Origin of the sequence: Pseudomonas ceruminis, assembly GCF_021602025.1 — a bacterium.
GTDB classification, from domain to species: Bacteria; Pseudomonadota; Gammaproteobacteria; order Pseudomonadales; family Pseudomonadaceae; genus Aquipseudomonas; species Aquipseudomonas ceruminis.
Genome location: NZ_BQHW01000024.1, coordinates 92,775 through 108,060 on the forward strand (window position 1 = coordinate 92,775; position 15,286 = coordinate 108,060).

The window sequence follows — 15,286 nt, forward strand, 5'->3', positions numbered from 1 at the left end:
GACGCTGCGTCTCAAGCCAACCGGTAATCACACAGCACTTGTCGGGGCTTGCCGGCAGGCGCTTAATGGCCGCACAACGACAAGAACAAACAGGAACCGGAGGCCTCATGCTTGCCGCGAACTCCCGAGCCCATGTCGATTGCGTCAGTCGTGTGCTGAAGAATGCCGAGCGCCTGCCGCAGGCGCCGGTGCCGCCGCTGATCCTCGATTCATGGCGCCGTTCCATGGAGCTGTACCGTCTTGACCCAGGGTCCCAACAGGGGCCGCGTATTCTTTCCCAGAGCCTGCTCAACGAGTGCCGTGAACGCGCCGAACTGTTTCTGCGCATCGCCAGCGATGCCGTGGCGCGCCTGCATGAACGTGTGCGCGGCGCCGACTACTGCGTGCTGCTGACCGATGCCCTTGGGCGTACCATCGATTACCGGGTCGAGTCGGCCATCCGCAATGAGTGCCGCAAGGCTGGCCTTTACCTGGGCACCTGCTGGTCCGAAGGTGAGGAGGGCACCTGTGGGGTTGCGGCAGTGTTGACCAGCCGGGCGCCCGCCACGGTACACAAGCGCGATCACTTTCGCGCGGCGTTCATCGGCCTGACCTGCACGGCGGCACCGGTGTTCGACCCGCTGGGCGAATTGCTGGGCGTGGTGGATGTTTCGGCCCTGCAATCGCCCGACGACCGCCGCAGCCAGCACCTGATCCGCCAGTTGGTGGAACAGACCGCGCGGGAGATCGAGAACGCCTTTTTCATGCACAGCGCCCAGGGCCACTGGGTGATGCGCGCGCATGGCACGCCGGGTTATGTGGAAAGCCAGCCTGATTATTTGCTGGCCTGGGATGCCGATGGCCGCCTGCAGGCGATCAACAGCCTGGCCCGCGAGCGCCTGCTGGCGCGGGATGGGCGGTTGCCGGAGCACATCGGCGAGTTGTTCGACTTGGACCAGCTGCGCCGTGCCAGCGAGGCGGCGGCGCAACGCCTGTCAGGCTGGGGCGGGCTGTACGGCCGGGTCAGTGCGCCGCAGCGGCGGGGCCGGGTACAGCCGATACAGCAGGCTCAGGATGCCCGCATCGAACAGCATCTGCGCCTGGCTACCCGGGTCAAGGACTGCAATTTGGCAGTATTGGTGCAGGGCGAGACGGGGGCTGGCAAGGAGGTTTTCGCCCGCCAGCTGCATCAGCAGAGCCAACGCCGCGCCGGCCCGTTCGTCACCCTCAATTGCGCGGCCATCCCGGAGAGCCTGATCGAGAGCGAACTGTTCGGCTATGTCGCCGGGGCGTTCACGGGCGCGTCGAGCAAGGGTATGCAGGGGCTGTTGCAACAGGCCGATGGCGGCACGTTGTTTCTCGATGAGATTGGCGACATGCCGTTGAACCTGCAGACCCGTTTGCTGCGGGTACTGGCGGAGGGCGAAGTCGCCCCACTGGGCGCGGCCCGGCGCGAGCGGGTGGATATTCAGGTGATTTGCGCCACCCACCGGGACCTGGCGGCGATGGTGAGTGAGGGGCGTTTTCGCGAAGACCTTTACTTCCGACTGGCCAACGCCCGGTTCGAGTTACCACCGCTGCGCGATCGGGAGGATCGGCTGGGGTTGATCCATCGCCTGCTGGCCGAGGAGGCCGAAGCCTGCGGGGTTGAGGTGGTGCTGGCTGACGACGCGCTGCAGGCGCTGTTGGTCTATCGCTGGCCGGGCAATCTGCGACAGCTGCGCCAGGTGCTGCGCTATGCCTGCGCGGTCAGCGAGGGTGGGCAAATTGGCCTGGAGGATCTGCCGCAAGAGGTGCGTGGCGATGCAGTGCCTTGCGCGGATGCGGGTGCCTCGAACCCTGCGCGGCAGTTGCTGCTCGATGCCTTGATTCGCCATCGCTGGAAGCCGGCGGAGGCGGCGCGGGCCTTGGGCATATCGCGGGCGACCTTGTACCGGCGGGTGCATGAGCACCGTATCGACATGCCGCGGATGAAAGGGTGATCGCTTCGGGCCGCGCCTGGCCGGCAATAAAAAACCCCGGCACCTTGGCCGGGGTTTCTCATCCATCACGCTAACGCGATCACTCCTGGTTGGCCAGTTTGTGCTCGAGGTAGTGGATGTTGACGCCGCCTTTGCAGAAACCTTCATCACGCACCAGGTCGCGGTGCAGCGGGATGTTGGTCTTGATACCGTCGACGACGATCTCGTCCAGGGCATTGCGCATGCGTGCCATGGCTTCGTCGCGGTCCTTGCCGTAGGTGATCAGCTTGCCGATCAGCGAGTCGTAGTTCGGCGGAACCGAATAACCGCTGTACAGGTGCGAGTCGACGCGAACGCCGTTGCCACCTGGGGCGTGGAAGTGCTTGACCTTGCCTGGGCTCGGAATGAACTTCTTCGGGTCTTCGGCGTTGATGCGGCACTCCAGCGAGTGGCCGCGGATGACCACGTCTTCCTGGCGAATCGACAGCTTGTTGCCAGCGGCGATGCTGAGCATCTCCTTGACGATGTCGATACCAGTGACCATCTCCGACACCGGGTGCTCAACCTGCACACGGGTGTTCATTTCGATGAAGTAGAAACGGCCGTTCTCGTACAGGAACTCGAAGGTACCCGCACCGCGGTAGCCGATTTCGACGCATGCATCGACACAACGCTTGAAGACTTCCTGACGGGCCTTCTCGTCGATGCCCGGTGCAGGTGCTTCTTCCAGGACCTTCTGGTGACGGCGCTGCAGCGAGCAGTCACGGTCGCCCAGGTGGATGGCGTTACCCTGGCCATCGGAGAGCACCTGAACTTCCACGTGGCGTGGGTTGGTCAGGAACTTCTCCAGGTAGACCATCGGGTTGCCAAAGGCCGCGCCGGCTTCGGTACGGGTGAGCTTGGCCGAGGCGATCAGGTCCTCTTCCTTGTGCACCACGCGCATGCCGCGACCACCACCGCCACCGGCGGCCTTGATGATCACCGGGTAGCCGACTTCACGGGCGATCGCCAGGGCGGTCTCTTCGTCTTCCGGCAGTGGGCCGTCGGAGCCCGGTACGGTCGGTACGCCAGTCTTGATCATCGCGTCCTTGGCCGAAACCTTGTCGCCCATCAGGCGAATGGTGTCGGCTTTCGGGCCGATGAAGGCGAACCCGGATTTCTCCACCTGCTCGGCGAAGTCGGCGTTTTCCGCCAGGAAGCCGTAGCCCGGGTGAATGGCGGTGGCGCCTGTCACTTCAGCCGCGGCGATGATCGCCGGGATGTGCAGGTACGAATCTTTGGACGAAGCAGGACCAATGCAGACCGACTCGTCTGCCAGGCCCAGGTGCATCAGTTCGCGGTCGGCCGTGGAGTGCACGGCGACGGTCTTGATGCCCAGCTCTTTGCAGGCACGCAGGATCCGCAGGGCAATTTCCCCGCGGTTGGCGATCAGGACTTTTTCCAGCTTCCCAGACATCGTTGGCTCTCCGCGAATCAAACGATGGTGAACAGCGGCTGGTCGAACTCAACCGGCTGACCGTCTTCCACCAGGATGGCGTCGATGACACCGCCAACATCGGCTTCGATGTGGTTCATCATCTTCATCGCTTCAACGATGCACAGGGTGTCGCCTTTTTTCACGCTCTGGCCAACTTCAGCGAAGTTCGGCGAGGTCGGCGAAGGCTTGCGGTAGAAGGTACCGACCATTGGCGAACGGATCACGGTGCCTTTGAGGGCCGGGGCAGCAGCGGCAGCTTCGGCAACGGGGGCGGCAGCAGCGGCAACCGGGGCAGCAACTGGCGCGGCGACCGGCGCCGGGGCGAAGTATTGCTGGGCAGCTGGGGTCTTGCTGTGACGGCTGATACGGACCGACTCTTCGCCTTCCTTGATCTCCAGTTCGTCGATGCCAGACTCTTCCAGCAGCTCGATCAGTTTCTTGACTTTACGGATATCCATTAATCATCAACTCCCAAAGGTTTCGGTCAGGGGGCGTAAGTTAAAAAACGTATCTGAAACGTTTTTCTCGAACCCCGGCCCACTTAGGCCAGGGTCTCTGTCATCAGGGCTGTGCGTTGGCAGCCAGTTGTTCCAGCGCGGACTCCAGGGCCAGTCGATAACCGCTGGCGCCCAGACCGCAGATCACTCCTACGGCCACATCGGAGAAGTAGGAGTGGTGACGGAACGGTTCGCGTTTGTGCACGTTGGACAGGTGCACTTCGATGAATGGGATGCTCACCGCAAGCAATGCGTCACGTAATGCGACGCTGGTATGGGTGAAAGCAGCCGGATTGATCAGGATGAAGTCCACACCCTCGTTGCGTGCGGCATGAATACGGTCGATCAGTTCGTACTCGGCGTTGCTCTGCAGGTACTGCAGATGGTGGCCTGCGGCGCGGGCGCGCTGCTCCAGGTCCTGGTTGATCTGGGCCAGGGTCACGGCGCCGTAGTGACCGGGTTCCCGGGTACCGAGCAGGTTCAGGTTGGGGCCGTGAAGCACCAGTAGCGTTGCCATCTGCGGATTCCTTGGATTTGTAGGGCAATTCGACACAGCGCGGCGAGTGTGCCGTAAAGCGACGGCAAGTGTCCAGTTCCCGGCAATAGCCAGCACGATGTCCGAGGTTCGCGCGAAGTATGTGACCAGATAATTAAATCTGGTCACTCGATTGGCGAAAATTCCCGGCTAGCGGGAAGTTATAGACCCAGTTGCCCGCGCACGCGCGCAAGGATCTGCGCAAATTCGCCGGCGTTTATCTCGCCAATCACCCGATCGGTGGTCATTTCGCTGCCGTTCGGGGCAAAGAACAGCAGCGCCGGCGGGCCGAACAACTGGTAGCGATCGAGCAGGGTGCGTTGTTCGGCACTGCTTTGAGTGATGTCGAAACGCAGCAGTCTGAACGCACTCAGCTGGGGTTGGACCTCGGCGGCATTGAGCACCTCGTGCTCTATCACTTTGCAACTGATGCACCAGTCGGCGTACCAGTCCAGCAACACCGGTTGGCCGGCGGCTTTAGCCTGCGCCAGGGCCGCGTCCAGCTCAGCCGGTGTAGTGATTGTGTGCCAGGCATCCGCGCTGGCCGCGGGGCTGCCAACGCGTGCTGCAGGCGCGGGGGCAGGCAGTGGGCGCAGGGGGTCGCCTTGGCCATTCAGAGCGCCATACCAGCAGGCCAGCGCATACACCAGCAGGGCCAGGCCCAGCAGTTGCGCGAGGCGTTGGCGTGGCGACTTGACCACGAACTCAAGGGCACCCAGGAACAGCGCCACGCCAGCGCTGAGAAAACCCACCAGCACCAGGGTCGCCGGCCCTGGCAGTACGCGGCTGAGCAAGCCGATCGCCAGGCCCAGCAGCAGTACCCCGATGGCGTTCTTCACAGTGTTCAGCCACGGGCCGCTCTTGGGCAGCCAGGCCGCGCCACCGGTGGCCACCAGCAGCAATGGCGCACCCATGCCCAGGCCCAGTGCGAACAGCTTGAGCGCACCGCCCAAGGCATCGCCGCTGGCGCTGATGTACAGCAAGGCGCCGGCCAGAGGTGCCGACACGCAGGGTGAAACCAGTAGGCTGGACAGCACGCCCAGCACTGCCGCACCCAGCAGCGAACCGCCCTTGGTACGGTTGGCCAGCTTGTCCAGGCGGTTGCTCAAGGCCTGTGGCAGTTTGAGTTCGAACAGGCCGAACATGGCCAGTGCAAACAGCACGAAGAACAGCGCGAACGGCACCAGCACCCAGGCCGACTGCAGCCGGGCCTGCAGGTTCAGGCCGGCGCCGAACAGGCCCATCAGTGCGCCCAGCACGGCAAAGCTGGCGGCCATGGGCATTACGTAGGCCAATGAGAGCGCCAGTCCGCGCAACCCGCCGACCTGGCCGCGCAAGACCACGCCAGAGAGGATCGGCAGCATCGGCAGCACGCACGGGGTGAAGGTCAGGCCGACCCCGGCAAGGAAGAACAGCAGCAACGACTTCCAGCGCCAGCCGTGTTCGTCGCCCTCTGCAGGGGCGCCAGCAGCGGGGCCACCTTCGCCATCGATGCTCAGGCGCTCGGTTTGCGGCGGGTAGCACAGGCCCTTGTCAGCGCAGCCCTGATAGCCCACCAGCAAGGTGAAAGCGCGGGCATCGGTGCGTGGCAGTTCAATGTCGACCACGCCGTGGTACACCTCGACGTCGCCGAAGAATTCATCGTGCTTGGCCTCGCCCTTGGGAATGTTCGGCGCGCCCACGGCGATGCCGGCAGGCTCAGTACTGAACTGGAAGCGATGGCGGTAGAGGTAATAGCCGTCGGTAGCGACGAAGCGCAGTTTGATGCTCTGGGCATTGGCCTCGATCAGGCTGAGCTTGAACGCTTCGCGTACCGGCAAGAAGTCGGCGTTGCTGGACAGCGAGGCGGCGCCGAGGGTGGCGCTGGGGCGGTTGTCGAGCAGGCCCGTGGCGAAGGCCGGGCTGGCCAGCAGCAGGAACAGCAGGAAAAACAGGCGGCGCATGGCGGACTCGCGAGGTGGAACGTGGCGGGCATGATAACGGAGTTGGCGGGGGTTGGGAGAGTGCGGGGAAGCAGAGCGACACATGGCCGCTGCCGGCTCCCACAGGCACCTCTTCCTGTGGAAGCGGGCGCTGAGTGTCAGACCCTGAAGGCCCGCACAGCGCGGTTCAGTTCACCCCCCAACCCCAGCAACTGCTCGCCTTGCTCGCGCCCTTCGCCAATGCGCTGCAGGTTGTCCTCGCCCAACGCGTGAATCCGCTCGCTGTGGTCACGGATCTCACTCACCGCGCCACTCTGTTGCGCCGTGACATCGGCGATGCGCACCGCGGTGTCGGCAATGGTGCGAATTGCGCTGACAATTTCATCCAGCGCACCATCAGCAGCTTGGGCCTGGTTGGCAGTGGCTTCGGCATGTTCGAGCTGGGCGCGCATGCCCGCCACCGATTCTCGCGCAGCCTGCTGCAGGCGGTCGATCAGGGCCTGGATCTCGCCCGTCGCCCCGGTGGTGCGTTGCGCCAGCGAGCGCACCTCGTCGGCCACCACGGCAAAACCACGGCCCATCTCGCCGGCCCGGGCCGCTTCGATGGCGGCGTTCAAGGCCAGCAGGTTGGTTTGCTCGGCAATCGAGCGGATCACCGTCAGTACCCCGCCAATGGTCGCCGACTCCTCGGCCAGCTGTTCGATCATGCGGGCATTGCCCTGCACCTCATCGACCAGTGCCCGCAACCCTGACAAGCTCTGGCCGATCACGGCCTGGCCCTGTTCCACGGCACGCCCGGCATCACGGCTGGCATCGGCAGCAGCGCTGGCATCGCCGGCCACCTGCTGGATGGTGGCTTCCAGTTCGCCCAGGGCATCGCGAATCTGCCCAGTGTCACCGGCCTGGCGCTCGGCGCCATCGTGCAGCGCGGCGCTCATGCCCGCCAAGGCGTGGCTGCTACCGGCAACCTGCTCGGCGTTGTGACGGATGGTGCCGACCAGTTCCACCAGGTACTGGCGCAGGCGGTTGAGCGATTCCTGGATATCACGCAGTTCACGGTTGGTCTTGCCCAAGGCGATAGGCCTGGCGAAATCCCCCTCGGCCCAGCTCGACAGGGCAGGGGCCAGCCCCGTCAATGTACGCGCCAGGCGCCGCTGCAAGGTGTCGATCAGCAGGGCGATCAGCAAGATCAGGCCAATCATCAGCCCCTGCATGATGCGCACTTCATTGGCGATTTTGCCGTGCTGGGCACGCACCTCGGGCTCCAGGCCGGAAATGGCCTGCTGCACGGCCTCAAGGCGCTCATTGGTGCTGGCCGCCAAGGCACTGCGTTGCTCGATCTGTTCGCGGGTGCGCTGCAGCTCGGCGGGGTAGCGGTTGAGCAGGCTTTGCAAGTCGCGCTTGAGGTTGATGGCAACGTCTTCCTGCTGCTCGCTGGCCTGGGTTTCCAGGCCCATCAAGGCGGCGAAATCATCGGCGTTGGACTCGGCGGCGCGGGTCACGCCCAGCAGTGGCAGGCCGTCGATGAGCAGGGCCTGGGCGCGGATCAGATGCAGTTCGCGCTCTACTTCGTCGGCCAGCTCGGCGCGGCCACTGCTGACCAGCTTGTCGCGGGCCAGGGACAGGCGCCCAAGGTGGACGCTGGCATCGAGCACCGGCAGCAGGTAACGGTTGGCCTCGCTGCTGCCGCTATCGCGGGCGTAGGCGGCGAGCTGTTCGAAATTGGCGCCCAGCTCGCGCTCGGCCTGCAACAGCAGGGCTTGCGGGTCGCCGGCCAGCTTGCCGGCTGCCAGCAGTTCGTTGGCGGTGAAGGTTTGCAAAGTGTCCAGGCTCGGGCGCACGTTATCGGCGAGCTCGGCGGGCAACTCGGCCAAGGCCGCTTGCAACTGTTGGTTGGCCTCCATGGCCGCGGCATGGCGCAAGGCGTCGCCGCTGCCCAGGTAGGTCTGGACATTGCGCGCTGTCTGGTTCTGGAACTGCTGCGACAGGCTCAGGTAGCGCTCCATCAGTTGATAGGGGCGTTCCAGGGCGCGTTGCGACCACCACAGGGTCGTGGCCAAGGCGATACAGACGGTCACCAGCAACAGTGTGTTGAAATTGGTCAGCCACTTCAGGCGCATAGCCGCGAACTTCCTGCGGGGAGTGGAGAGGTAGGTGCCTGAAGTTATTGCGGTTTTGTGACGAGGTGATGACGACAGCAGGGGGTTCGCTAAAAAAGTGGCACTGTGCCGCTAGTTAACAGGTTTCACGGGCCGCTGAGGGCCTAGGGCTCGACCCGCACCACGCAATTACGTCCCGCGTGCTTGGCCCGATACAGCGCCTCGTCAGCCGTGCTGGCCATGGTCAAGGCGTCCAGCTCATCGTCCAGCTGCACCACCCCGGCACTGAACGTGCAGCGCAGGTCGCAGGGTTGCGCTGGATAAAGAATCTCGGCAAAGCGCCGGCGGATTTCGTCCAGCACCTTGTGCGCGGCTTCCAGCGCGGTGTTGGGCATGACGATGGCAAATTCTTCGCCGCCGTAGCGGCCGATGAAGTCGGTCTTGCGCAGGCGCTGCTTGAGGAACAATGCCAGGCTCTTGATGACCCGGTCGCCCATGGGGTGTCCGTGGCGGTCATTGATCTTCTTGAAATGGTCGATGTCGAGCATCGCAAAGCTCAGCGGCTGGCGTTCGCGGCGGGCGCGGAAACTGCAGTCTTCGAGCAGTTGCAGGATATGGGTGTGGTTGTAAAGCCCGGTCAGGCTGTCGCGCACCATGCGTGATTTGAGATGGCGGGCGCGGGCGGCGCGATTGCGCACGGTGGTGACCAGGTGGCGTGAGCGGATCGGTTTGGTGAGAAAGTCATCACCGCCTTCGCTCATCGCATCGAGCTGCTTGTCCAGGTCGTCTTCGGCAGACAGGTAGATGATCGGCACGCTGACGTAGCGGTCGTTGTGGCGTATCACCTTGGCCAGTTCCGGGCCTGAGCAGGCGGGCATGTACAGGTCGAGGATGATCAGGTCGGGCTGGAAGTCCGCCAGCTCGGCCATGGTGCGGATAGGGTCGGTAAGGCTGCGGGTGATCATCCCGGCATTACCCAGCACGCGCTCGGTATGCAAGGCCTGGGTGCGTGAGTCGTCGATGATCAGCACCCGCAGGGGCTCGTGCTCGGTGGTGCTGGTCATGATCTCGAGCTTTTCCAGCAGGCTGGAGGCTTCCAGCGTGCCGGTGAGAAAGGCCTGCCCCCCGGCGCGCACGGCAGCCAGGCGGGTCGGTGTGTCGGCTTCGTGGTGGCTGAAAAACAGCAGCGGGATAGGCCGTTCCAGGCCCAGTTGCGCCTGCGCCGCCAGGTGCATGCCGCGCCCCGGGCCGCTGAAGTCGACATCCATGACGATGGCCGACGGCGCCTGTTCGGCCACGGCGTCCAGAGCCGTTGCGGCATCGAACAGCGGCTGCGCGCTCAGGCCGAAAAACTCCAGCTGCTGGGCTAGCCGCTCTGCACGCTCATGATCCCGCAGCAGCAGGTACACCGGCTTGCGGGCAGGTGGCAGCGCCAGCTGATCGAGTAGATCGCCCTTGCGCAGGCTGGTGCGCGACAGGCGTTGCAGCAGGTGATCGAGTTCCTGCTTGAGGCGCTCTTGGCTCGGCTCAGCGGCTTGGGTCATGTCCTGACTACTTATAGGTGGGGAGGTGCAGGTGCGATGATGGCTCTATGCTAGCAGCTCTTTTCAGGCGTGCGAGCACCCCGCGTCAACAAAGCGTTTAAAACGATTATTCAGTTACTGACTCATTGGTCGCTTATGCGTATGGCGGCGTCTGCTTTATAGTGCAAGCACGCGGGCTTGCCGTGGCACCCTGGCGCTGGCCTGTGGTCAAAGCCCTGAACCGTCGTGACTGATTAAGGACAAAGCCATGCTGGATTGGAAAAACCGTGAGGCCAAAGCCGAGCCCCGCGAGCGTGTCGACGGCCGAGGCGCTGCTGCCCGTAGCTACCTGGGTGGCCTCTGGAGCCGCGCGCTGGGGACGTTGATCGGGCTGTACCTGCTGGTCTGTATCGGCTTGGGCTGGTACTGGAGCCAGGAGCCGGCGTTGTTCCCGGTGCAGCAGAATGCCCAGGCCGCTGCCGAGCGCAATGGCCAGCAGATGGTGGTCGGCTATACCACCATCGAAACCCTCAAGACCGTGGCCGGTACGCTGCTGAACAAGCCAGGTGGCTACATCTCCAACGACCGTTTCCCGCCAGGGCTGTGGATGGACAACATGCCCAGCTGGGAATACGGCGTGCTGGTCCAGGTGCGTGACCTGTCCCGCGCCCTGCGCAAGGACTTCGCCCGCTCGCAGTCGCAGTCCACCGAAGATGCTGACTTGGCCAAAGCCGAGCCGCGCTTCAACTTCGACAACAAAAGCTGGATTCTGCCGTCCAGCGAATCGGAGTTCGAAGAGGGCATCAAGTCGCTGTCGCGCTACCAGACTCGCCTGGCAGCGGGTGACAAGGGCGCCATCTTCTATACCCGCGCCGATAACCTGAACAACTGGCTGGGCGATGTCGCCACTCGCCTGGGCTCACTGTCCCAGCGCCTGTCGGCCAGCGTTGGCCGGGTCAAGCTCAACACCACCCTCAAGACCGAGTCGGTCGTGGCCGGTCAGGCGCCGCAGGTGGACGAGGAGTTGGTAGAGACCCCGTGGCTGCAGATCGACAACGTGTTCTACGAGGCCCGTGGCCAGGCCTGGGCGCTGTCGCACCTGCTGCGTGCCATCGAGGTCGACTTCGCCGACGTGCTGGCGAAGAAGAACGCCACAGTCAGCGTGCGTCAGATCATCCGTGAGCTGGAAGCCTCGCAAGAGCCGCTGTGGAGCCCGATGGTGCTCAATGGTAGCGGCTTTGGCATGTGGGCCAACCACTCGCTGGTCATGGCCAACTATATCTCCCGGGCCAACGCCGCGGTCATCGACCTGCGTCAGCTGCTGTCGCAGGGTTGAGCATGGTCATCAGCCCCAACGAAGCCGCCCACCGGGCGGCTTCCGACCGCGAACTGGTCGCCTGGGTGGACGACGCCGACCAGGTGCTTGGCGCACTGCCCAGGGCCGAGCTCCGTGAGCGCGGCCTGATCGGTCGTTGCACGTTCATTCTGTTGTTCAACAGCGCCGGCGAGTTGTGCGTGCACCGGCGCACCTTGAGCAAGGCGCTGTATCCGGGTTATTGGGACGTGGCCGCTGGCGGCATGGTGGCGGCAGGTGAAGCGTACGCCGACTCCGCCGCCCGCGAGCTGGCCGAGGAGTTGGGAATTGAAGGTGTCTCGCTGCGGTTTCACGAGCGCTTCTATTTCGACCAGCCGGATAACCGCTTGTGGTGCGCAGTGTATTCGGCGGTTTCCGATGCGCCGTTGCGGCTGCAGCCAGAGGAGGTGAGCGAAGCGCGTTTTGTCAGCCTCGCAGAGGTCGAAAATGATCGGCTTCTGCACCCCTACTGCCCAGATTCACTGGCCGCGCTGGAGCGCTACAAGGCAGTTCAGTAGTACGCGAACTGGTCGATCAGTTCAAGGCGCGGGACGCGAGTATTCGGCCAGAGCAACGCACCTGGGGCGATCACCGCGTTCGCGCCGATCTTACAGCCATCGCCTATCAATGCACCGAACTTGCACACCCCAGTGTCGATGACCGCCTGAGCGTGGCGAATCCTGATGACGGCGCCATCGAGCTCATTGCGGTAGTTGGCGATGATCGCGCCCGCTTCGATATTGACGTGCTCACCAATCAGCGAGTCGCCGACGAAGTTGAAGTGTGCCAACTTGCTCGAGCCGAGCATGAAACTGCTTTTCACCTCGCAGCTTGGTCCGACAATGCAGCCGCCGCCAATGTAGACCCCGCCTCGCAGGTAGGCGCCTGCCGCCACGAAGGCCCCCGGGCCGATGATGATTGCCCCTTTCAACACCGCACCGGGCTCGACGATGGCGGTTTCATGGATGGCGCAGTCACCTTGGCGCCGATAACCGGCATCGAGCCGCGCCATCATGCCCAGGACGTGCTGTTCACACGCCTGGGTGACCTGCCAGGCGGCGGGCTCAGATACGCCCAGTTCGGGCCAGCGGGCAATGAACGCGCTGATTTCGGGGATCGCCATGGGCACTTGTCCTCAATGGAAGGCCCATCAGCTTGCACCATGAGGGTCGCGATGGGGCGGCCAAGTCGCAAATCATTCGCTAAATGGCGCATTCCAGTACTTAGCAACGGCGTGATTTATCGTTAAACTGCGCGCCCTTTTCGGGCTGCCGCAAGTCTTGCAGCAGTAGCGCCGCCCCTGCCAGAGTGGGGCTTCGCGGTCGGCTCCCGCCGACCAGTTTTTGTCCTCAGCACCGAGGAACAAAAGTGGCCAAGAAAGCTTCTTCCTTCGCCGCCCTAGGCGGTCTCGTTTACTCCACCGATGCCGGTCGGCACTGCCCTGACTGTGGCCAGCCGGTGGACGCCTGCACATGCAAGCAACTGCTCATCCCCGAAGGCGATGGCATTGCCCGTGTGCGCCGTGAAAGCAAAGGCCGTGGCGGCAAGACCGTGACCACCGTCACCGGCGTGCCGCTGCCGCTCGACCAGCTCAAGGCGCTGGCCACCAACCTCAAGCGCCGTTGTGGTACCGGTGGCGCGCTGAAGGATGGGGTCATCGAAATCCAGGGCGACCATGTCGAGCTGCTGATCGATGAGCTGACTAAACAAGGTTTCAAGGCAAAGAAGTCCGGCGGCTGATGCCGGTACGCGAATTTTGCCCAGCGCTTTCTAAACTCGTTGCCGTGGGCAGGGTCTACCCCTGACACGGACGAATCGTCATTTTCAGCTTTTACACTGCGCCCGCCTCCTTGCGGGGCAGTGTCTTCGACTTTTCTATAGGGGACTTGAATGTCCGTACGACGCACACGCAAAGACGATGGTAGCCAATGGACCGTGGCCGACAGCCGCAGTGTTTATGGCATCCGCCATTGGGGCGCTGGTTATTTCGCCATCAATGAAGCCGGGCGCGTCGAAGTGCGCCCCAACGGCCCGCAAAGTGCACCGATCGACCTGTTCGAACAGGTCGACGAGCTACGCCAGAGCGGCTTGTCGCTGCCGCTGCTGGTGCGCTTCCCTGACATCCTGCAGGACCGCGTGCGCCAACTGACCGGCGCTTTCGATGCCAATATCGCGCGCCTTGAGTACCAGAGCCAGTACACCGCCCTGTACCCGATCAAGGTCAACCAGCAGGAAGCGGTGGTGGAGAACATCATCGCCACGCAGAACGTGTCCATCGGTCTGGAAGCGGGCTCCAAGCCAGAGTTGCTGGCGGTGCTGGCGCTGGCGCCCAAGGGCGGCACCATCGTCTGCAACGGCTACAAGGATCGCGAGTTCATCCGCCTGGCGCTGATGGGCCAGAAGCTTGGCCACAACGTGTTCATCGTCATCGAAAAAGAGTCCGAGGTCGCCTTGGTGATCGATGAGGCGGCTGAGCTCAAGGTCAAGCCGCAGGTCGGCCTGCGCGTGCGCCTGTCGTCGCTGGCTTCGAGCAAATGGGCTGACACCGGTGGCGAGAAGTCCAAGTTCGGTTTGTCTGCCGCGCAGTTGATTTCCGTAGTGCAGCGCTTCCGTGACGCCGGCCTGGACCAGGGCATCCGCCTGCTGCACTTCCACATGGGCTCGCAGATCGCCAACCTGGCCGACTATCAACACGGCTTCAAGGAAGCCATCCGCTACTACGGTGAGCTGCGTGCGCTGGGCCTGCCGGTCGACCATATCGACGTGGGCGGTGGCCTGGGTGTGGACTACGACGGTACCCACTCGCGCAATGCCAGCTCGATCAACTACGACATGGACGACTATGCCGGCGTGGTGGTGGGCATGCTCAAGGAGTTCTGCGACGCCCAGGGCCTGCCACACCCGCACATTTTCTCCGAAAGTGGCCGTTCCTTGACCGCGCACCACGCCATGCTGGTGATTCAGGTGACCGACGTCGAGAAACACAACGACGACGTGCCGACCATCGAAAACAAAGAGGCCCTGCCCGAGACCGTGCAGTGGCTGGCCGACCTGCTTGGCCCGACCGACATCGAGATGGTGACCGAGACCTACTGGCGCGCCACCCACTACATGGGCGACGTGGCGGCGCAGTACGCCGATGGCAAGATCAGTCTGGCCGAGAAAGCCCTGGCAGAACAGTGCTACTTCGCCGTGTGCCGTCGCCTGCATAACTCGCTGAAGGCCCGCCAGCGTTCGCACCGGCAAGTGCTGGACGAGCTGAACGACAAGCTTGCCGACAAGTACATCTGTAACTTCTCGGTGTTCCAGAGCCTGCCGGATACCTGGGCCATCGGCCAGGTGCTGCCGATCATTCCGCTGCACCGCCTGGACGAAGAGCCGATGCGCCGCGCGGTGCTGCAGGACCTGACCTGCGACTCCGACGGCAAAATCAACCAGTACGTCGACGAGCAAAGCATCGAGACCAGCATGCCGGTGCATGCGGTCAACGAGGGCGAGGACTACCTGCTGGGCGTGTTCCTGGTCGGTGCCTACCAGGAAATCCTCGGCGACATGCACAACCTGTTCGGTGACACCGATTCGGTGAACATCTACCAGAACGCCGACGGCAGCGTGTACCACGCCGGTATTGAGACCCACGACACCATCGAGGACATGCTGCGCTACGTGCACCTGTCGCCGGAGGAGTTGATGACCCACTACCGCGACAAAGTGGCCAGCGCCAAGATCAGCGCCCGCGAGCGCACCCAGTTCCTGGATGCGTTGCGCCTGGGGCTGACCCGGTCTTCGTACCTGTCTTCGTAATCGCCGGGGCCGCGTTGCGGCCCATTCGTCAGCCTGCCGACGCCCACCTCAAGCCCTGTGGGGGCCGGCAGGCCGGCGGTGGTTGCCCTTGGCAGCCACCGTCACCCCACCCACTTACCTTGCTGCTGCAACCGC

Annotated in this window: 12 protein-coding genes; 5 read left to right on the forward strand and 7 right to left on the reverse strand. The window is 63.7% G+C overall.

The genetic code is table 11. The features are described from left to right. Positions 1 to 107 precede the first annotated feature (107 nt). Positions 108 to 1,961, forward strand: coding sequence for a sigma-54-dependent Fis family transcriptional regulator (locus tag L6D80_RS23420; protein ID WP_176516157.1), 1,854 nt, complete (start codon positions 108 to 110; stop codon positions 1,959 to 1,961). Between the two features lie 79 nt (positions 1,962 to 2,040). Here the strand turns inward: L6D80_RS23420 and accC are convergent, their stop codons facing one another. From accC to L6D80_RS23450, 6 genes are all read right to left on the reverse strand, one after another. Further along, positions 2,041 to 3,396, reverse strand: a complete 1,356-nt coding sequence (accC, locus tag L6D80_RS23425; RefSeq protein ID WP_054900158.1) for an acetyl-CoA carboxylase biotin carboxylase subunit — start codon at positions 3,394 to 3,396, stop codon at positions 2,041 to 2,043. Between the two features lie 17 nt (positions 3,397 to 3,413). Next, positions 3,414 to 3,875 (reverse strand): acetyl-CoA carboxylase biotin carboxyl carrier protein, encoded by a 462-nt coding sequence (accB, locus tag L6D80_RS23430; protein ID WP_054900157.1) that lies wholly within the window; start codon positions 3,873 to 3,875, stop codon positions 3,414 to 3,416. 103 nt (positions 3,876 to 3,978) lie between these two features. Further along, positions 3,979 to 4,431, reverse strand: coding sequence for a type II 3-dehydroquinate dehydratase (gene aroQ / locus L6D80_RS23435; protein ID WP_008093086.1), 453 nt, complete (start codon positions 4,429 to 4,431; stop codon positions 3,979 to 3,981). A gap of 179 nt (positions 4,432 to 4,610) precedes the next feature. Further along, on the reverse strand, positions 4,611 to 6,392 hold the full coding sequence (locus L6D80_RS23440) for a protein-disulfide reductase DsbD (protein ID WP_176516155.1): 1,782 nt from the start codon (positions 6,390 to 6,392) through the stop codon (positions 4,611 to 4,613). Positions 6,393 to 6,529: 137 nt separating this feature from the next. After that, the gene (locus tag L6D80_RS23445) at positions 6,530 to 8,491 is read right to left on the reverse strand and encodes a methyl-accepting chemotaxis protein (RefSeq protein ID WP_054900155.1); all 1,962 of its coding nucleotides are present in this window, start codon (positions 8,489 to 8,491) and stop codon (positions 6,530 to 6,532) included. A gap of 143 nt (positions 8,492 to 8,634) precedes the next feature. Continuing rightward, positions 8,635 to 10,014 carry a diguanylate cyclase gene (locus L6D80_RS23450; protein WP_054900154.1) on the reverse strand — a complete coding sequence of 460 codons (1,380 nt, stop codon included), beginning with the start codon at positions 10,012 to 10,014 and terminating at the stop codon, positions 8,635 to 8,637. Between the two features lie 247 nt (positions 10,015 to 10,261). Here L6D80_RS23450 and L6D80_RS23455 point away from each other — a divergent pair, with 247 nt between their 5' ends. After that, positions 10,262 to 11,329 (forward strand): DUF2333 family protein, encoded by a 1,068-nt coding sequence (locus L6D80_RS23455; RefSeq protein WP_054900153.1) that lies wholly within the window; start codon positions 10,262 to 10,264, stop codon positions 11,327 to 11,329. Between the two features lie 2 nt (positions 11,330 to 11,331). Beyond that, positions 11,332 to 11,865 carry an NUDIX hydrolase gene (locus L6D80_RS23460; protein ID WP_371419518.1) on the forward strand — a complete coding sequence of 178 codons (534 nt, stop codon included), beginning with the start codon at positions 11,332 to 11,334 and terminating at the stop codon, positions 11,863 to 11,865. On the opposite strand, the gene L6D80_RS23465 is transcribed toward L6D80_RS23460, so the two are convergent. Further along, a complete protein-coding gene (locus L6D80_RS23465; RefSeq protein ID WP_054900151.1) occupies positions 11,859 to 12,470 on the reverse strand; it encodes an LbetaH domain-containing protein in 612 nt (203 codons plus the stop codon). The genes L6D80_RS23460 and L6D80_RS23465 overlap by 7 nt on opposite strands. A gap of 245 nt (positions 12,471 to 12,715) precedes the next feature. Between L6D80_RS23465 and L6D80_RS23470 the strand changes: the two genes are divergently transcribed. Together L6D80_RS23470 and speA are read left to right on the forward strand one after the other, a co-directional pair. After that, positions 12,716 to 13,087 carry a translation initiation factor Sui1 gene (locus L6D80_RS23470; RefSeq protein WP_054900150.1) on the forward strand — a complete coding sequence of 124 codons (372 nt, stop codon included), beginning with the start codon at positions 12,716 to 12,718 and terminating at the stop codon, positions 13,085 to 13,087. A 150-nt stretch (positions 13,088 to 13,237) separates the two neighbouring features. Then, complete coding sequence (gene speA, locus L6D80_RS23475; protein ID WP_054900149.1) at positions 13,238 to 15,151, forward strand: arginine decarboxylase; 1,914 nt, start codon at positions 13,238 to 13,240, stop codon at positions 15,149 to 15,151. Positions 15,152 to 15,286 lie beyond the last annotated feature (135 nt).

Bases quoted from the DNA above. Each gene is read 5' to 3' on its own strand.
- L6D80_RS23445 (WP_054900155.1), bottom strand. From the start codon at position 8,491: ATGCGCCTGAAGTGGCTGACCAATTTCAACACACTGTTGCTGGTGACC.
- L6D80_RS23465 (WP_054900151.1), bottom strand. From the start codon at position 12,470: ATGGCGATCCCCGAAATCAGCGCGTTCATTGCCCGCTGGCCCGAACTG.
- L6D80_RS23455 (WP_054900153.1), top strand. From the start codon at position 10,262: ATGCTGGATTGGAAAAACCGTGAGGCCAAAGCCGAGCCCCGCGAGCGT.
- L6D80_RS23440 (WP_176516155.1), bottom strand. From the start codon at position 6,392: ATGCGCCGCCTGTTTTTCCTGCTGTTCCTGCTGCTGGCCAGCCCGGCC.
- L6D80_RS23460 (WP_371419518.1), top strand. From the start codon at position 11,332: ATGGTCATCAGCCCCAACGAAGCCGCCCACCGGGCGGCTTCCGACCGC.
- L6D80_RS23450 (WP_054900154.1), bottom strand. From the start codon at position 10,014: ATGACCCAAGCCGCTGAGCCGAGCCAAGAGCGCCTCAAGCAGGAACTC.
- aroQ (WP_008093086.1), bottom strand. From the start codon at position 4,431: ATGGCAACGCTACTGGTGCTTCACGGCCCCAACCTGAACCTGCTCGGT.
- accC (WP_054900158.1), bottom strand. From the start codon at position 3,396: ATGTCTGGGAAGCTGGAAAAAGTCCTGATCGCCAACCGCGGGGAAATT.
- accB (WP_054900157.1), bottom strand. From the start codon at position 3,875: ATGGATATCCGTAAAGTCAAGAAACTGATCGAGCTGCTGGAAGAGTCT.
- speA (WP_054900149.1), top strand. From the start codon at position 13,238: ATGTCCGTACGACGCACACGCAAAGACGATGGTAGCCAATGGACCGTG.
- L6D80_RS23420 (WP_176516157.1), top strand. From the start codon at position 108: ATGCTTGCCGCGAACTCCCGAGCCCATGTCGATTGCGTCAGTCGTGTG.